The 3,604-nt window shown below is 61.8% G+C and carries 5 protein-coding genes; 1 reads left to right on the top strand and 4 read right to left on the bottom strand.

Translation table 11 applies throughout. The features are described 5' to 3' along the window. Nucleotides 1-330 (bottom strand): HAD family hydrolase (locus tag ACY693_RS16700; RefSeq protein WP_462322940.1); only part of this gene is annotated, 330 nt, incomplete at its 3' end. A gap of 169 nt (nt 331-499) precedes the next feature. Here ACY693_RS16700 and ACY693_RS16695 point away from each other — a divergent pair. Then, on the top strand, nt 500-1,066 hold the full coding sequence (locus ACY693_RS16695; protein WP_462322939.1) for an RNA pyrophosphohydrolase: 567 nt from the start codon (nt 500-502) through the stop codon (nt 1,064-1,066). Nucleotides 1,067-1,100: 34 nt separating this feature from the next. Here the strand turns inward: ACY693_RS16695 and ACY693_RS16690 are convergent, their stop codons facing one another. From ACY693_RS16690 to ACY693_RS16680, 3 genes are read right to left on the bottom strand one after another with little or no spacing between them, the layout of a single operon-like run. Then, nucleotides 1,101-2,495, bottom strand: a complete 1,395-nt coding sequence (locus ACY693_RS16690) for an FAD-binding oxidoreductase (protein ID WP_462322938.1) — start codon at nt 2,493-2,495, stop codon at nt 1,101-1,103. Continuing rightward, nucleotides 2,482-3,138: a BON domain-containing protein gene (locus ACY693_RS16685; RefSeq protein ID WP_462322937.1), complete on the bottom strand. Its 657-nt coding sequence runs from the start codon at nt 3,136-3,138 to the stop codon at nt 2,482-2,484. Before ACY693_RS16685 ends, ACY693_RS16690 begins: the two co-directional genes overlap by 14 nt. After that, nucleotides 3,116-3,484, bottom strand: a complete 369-nt coding sequence (locus ACY693_RS16680) for a YraN family protein (protein ID WP_462322936.1) — start codon at nt 3,482-3,484, stop codon at nt 3,116-3,118. Before ACY693_RS16680 ends, ACY693_RS16685 begins: the two co-directional genes overlap by 23 nt. Between the last annotated feature and the right edge of the window lie 120 nt (nt 3,485-3,604).

The following is a 3,604-nucleotide window of genomic DNA, read 5'->3' as shown; positions in this document are numbered from 1 at the left end:
AATGATCATGAGCGTATCACCCTTGCTGCGGTGCTGCTCAACAAGGGCCTTCGCTGCCGGCAGCATGATCGGCTCGATCTGCTCTTGCATAAAGACCTCGCGCCAGCGTTTGAGCTGCTCAAGCGGATGTTGGCTTAGAGGTGCGAGCGAGAAGCGCAAGAAGGCGTCGATATCGAGTCGACCGGCGCGGTAGTCGTCGTAGAACTTCTGGTTGGTCCGTTCGTAGTAGTCGCCGTCGACAACGCCGAGTTTGATCAGGTGCCGTCCCCACAAATAGTCAGAATCCCCGCGAAGAAGGGTGTTGTCGAGGTCAAAGATGGCAAGAGACATGGCTAGCTGGTCTTGAGGGCGGTTTGTGACAAAGCCTTCCCCCGGCTGCTGCTTGGGGCTGTTCGAGCCCAGTTTGAAGTGGGCATGACGCTTCTTGGCTGGCAGGGGAATTGAAGCCGCTGGGTATATTGTGGAAGAATGCCAAGGAAACTTAAAAAGGTATAGTAACTTGATCGACGGGGACGGTTTCCGGCCAAACGTCGGCATCATCTTGAGCAATGCAGATCGGCGCCTGTTCTGGGGGCGCCGCGTCGGGCAGAACGCGTGGCAGTTTCCGCAGGGCGGAATCAAGTCCGACGAGACGCCACTCGAGGCGATGTATCGGGAGTTGGAGGAGGAGGTTGGCCTGCTGCCAGCGCATGTCAAAGTCCTTGGCTGCACTCGGGGCTGGCTGCGCTATCGCCTGCCAAAACGCTTTATTCGGCGGCATTGCGGTCCGATCTGCATTGGCCAAAAACAGGTCTGGTATATGCTGCGAGTCCAATGCGGTGAAGGAAACTTCTGCTTGGATCGCAGCGAGAAGCCCGAGTTTGATGCTTGGCGCTGGGTTCGCTATTGGTACCCGGTGCAGGACGTGGTCTATTTCAAGCGACGGGTCTACGAGCGTGCCTTGCAGGAGCTCGCTCCGCTGCTCTATCCGGACGGGGTGCCGACGTTCGACATCATTTCGCCGCCAGTCCAGCAGGGTCGGGCTCAGCAGGGCGGCGGTAGCTATTTGCGTCAACGTCGTCGCTGATCGTTGATGGTAGGCGCTCGCCCAGTGGCGCGGCTCAGTTGGGCGCTGCCAGCGGCAGGCCTTTGCCCGGGTTAAGGATACCGTTCGGATCGAATTGGGCCTTGATGGCGCGCATCAGGCTGAGTGCGGGTGGGTCGATCTCGCGGTCGATGAAATCCCGTTTCTCGAGGCCGACACCGTGCTCGCCAGAGAGGGTGCCCCCAAGGGCGACAACGCTGTCGAAGACGCCCGCTAGACAGTCCGCCGCACGCGCCATCTCATCGGCGTCATCTGGGTTGACCAACAGGTTGACATGGATGTTGCCGTTGCCGGCATGACCAAAATTTACGATGCGGACCTGGTGCTCGCGTGCGAGCTGCTCAAGCGCGTCGATGAAGGTCGCGATACGAGAGACCGGCACCACCACGTCTTCATTGATCTTCTTTGGCGCGACATGCCTGAGCGCAGGAGAGAGGGCCTTGCGTGTTCGCCAGAGGGCGGCGATCTGCTCTCGATCGCGGGCGACGCTGAGCTCGAGTAGGCCAGAATTCCGTGCCGCTGAGGCGACGGCGTCAGCGGTCGCTGAGACGCAATCGGCAGGTCCGTCGACCTCGATCATCAGCAGTGCCCCGGTGTCGGCGCTGACGCCAAGGTCGGAGTATTGGCGCACCATCTCGATGGCTGCGGCGTCCATGAACTCCAGCGCGCAGGGCGTGATCGGCTGCGCCATAATCGCCGCAACCGCATCGGCAGCGGCGTGGATATTGCGATAGGTGGCGCGCAAGGTCTGCTTGGCCTCGGCTACTGGCGTGAGCTTCAGCGTTGCCTCGGTGATCAGGGCCAGGGTGCCCTCGGAGCCGATGATGAGGCGCGTCAGGTCATAACCGACCACACCCTTGGTGGTGAGCACACCGGTACGAATGAGCTCGCCGGCGCCGGTGACTGCGGCGAGACCTAGGGTGTTCTCGCGCGGGGTACCATACTTGACGGCTCGTGGTCCAGCGGAGTTGTAGGCAAGGTTGCCGCCGATGGTGCAGACCGCAGCACTCGTTGGGTCAGGCGACCAGAAGAAGCCATGTTCGCCTAGGGCGCGCTGAAGGGTGTCGTTGACGACGCCGGGCTGGACGATAGCGATGCGGTTTGCTGGGTCGATACGCAGGATGCGGTCCATGCGCTCGAAGGCGACGACGATGCCACTGCGCTCCGGGACCGTGGCTCCGGTGGTCCCGGTACCAAGCCCGCGCGCCGTGATCGGAAAGCCATGTTGGTTCGCGAGTTGAGTCAGGGCCTCGACTTGCTCGGCGCGAGTGACAAAAGCAACTGCGGCCGGTAGGCCTTGCCGTCGACTATTGTCGTAGCCATAAGGCCAGCAATCAGCCGGATCAGTGAGCAGGGCCTCTGGGCCGACGATCGCAGCCAGGTCTTTGATGACTGACTCAGTCAGGGCCATTGTCCGAGCCATGGGTGGACGTCTGTGATGCGGAATCGGGGATATACTCGAACAGCCTGACAACGCGGACCACGCCGGGCAAGCGTCGGACCACCTCGGTCGCGGTCTCGGCCTCCTTGCGTGTGACTAGCCCCATCAGATAGACGACCCCGTCTTCGGTGACGACTTTGACGCGCGTGGCGTCGAATCCCTCGATGCCTTTGCCGCCACCAATGGCAATCTTGGCACGCGAAGTCATCAGCGCATCCTGACTCTCGCGCGCGAGCGAGATCGGCGGCCCCACCTGGATCTCGTTGTGAACCCTAGAGACCTTTGGAAGACGACTCACGAGCTCGGCGAAGCGTTGCCTCACGTCGGCGGAGTCGGCCTGACCGGTTAGGAGTACCGCGTGATTATAGCTGGTGATCGAGATGCGGCTCGCTCGCTCAACCTCTGGCGTCTGGTAGAACAGGTGCTTGGCCTTAATCTCGATCATTTCGTCGTCGAGCACGGTGCTTGCTGAGCGGCGCTCATGGACCACCGAGGCTCCATAGGCCGTCCCAACGACCACCGCCGGTGCGCAGCCCTGTAGGAGCGGGGCAAGGCTGGCGATGGCGGCGATCAGCAGAGCGAGCGGCAGATTAGGCGCTAGCGGAAAAGGCATGACGAATCCATTGAACGGCGCCGCCGCCATCGATGGCGACGACGTCGAAGCGGCACGGCAGCTTAGTCGGATGACGCTGCAGGTAATGGGCGGCGGCGGCCACGAGCCGCGTCTGCTTGCGCGGATCGACGCTCGCTGCAGCACCGCCAAAGCGGGTCGACGCGCGAAAGCGTACCTCGATGAAGACCAGGGTATCACCATCACGCATCACAAGGTCGAGCTCTCCGCGCTTGCAGCGCACATTGCTCGCTATATAGCAAAGACCTTCGTGCTCGAGGTAGTTGCGCGCCTGACGTTCTTGATGGTCGCCGAGCCGTTTGCGCCAGGGGGCTGCCTGCGAGGTCAATGAGGGCAACCTCTGAGCTGCACGATCTGTCTGCGGTGCCTTGGAGCTGGAGACTTGGCTAATTCGATCCGTCGGCGGTTTGGTGGGTCACCTTGCTGATGCTCGAGGGGCTGATCACGC

It is taken from the genome of Halochromatium sp. (genome assembly GCF_054919635.1).
This window is presented reverse-complemented; position numbering and strand designations above follow the sequence as displayed.

What these genes read in the sequence shown, in the direction of transcription:
- ACY693_RS16690 (WP_462322938.1), bottom strand. Translation starts at nt 2,495, where the DNA reads ATGGCCCTGACTGAGTCAGTCATCAAAGACCTGGCTGCGATCGTCGGC.
- ACY693_RS16685 (WP_462322937.1), bottom strand. Translation starts at nt 3,138, where the DNA reads ATGCCTTTTCCGCTAGCGCCTAATCTGCCGCTCGCTCTGCTGATCGCC.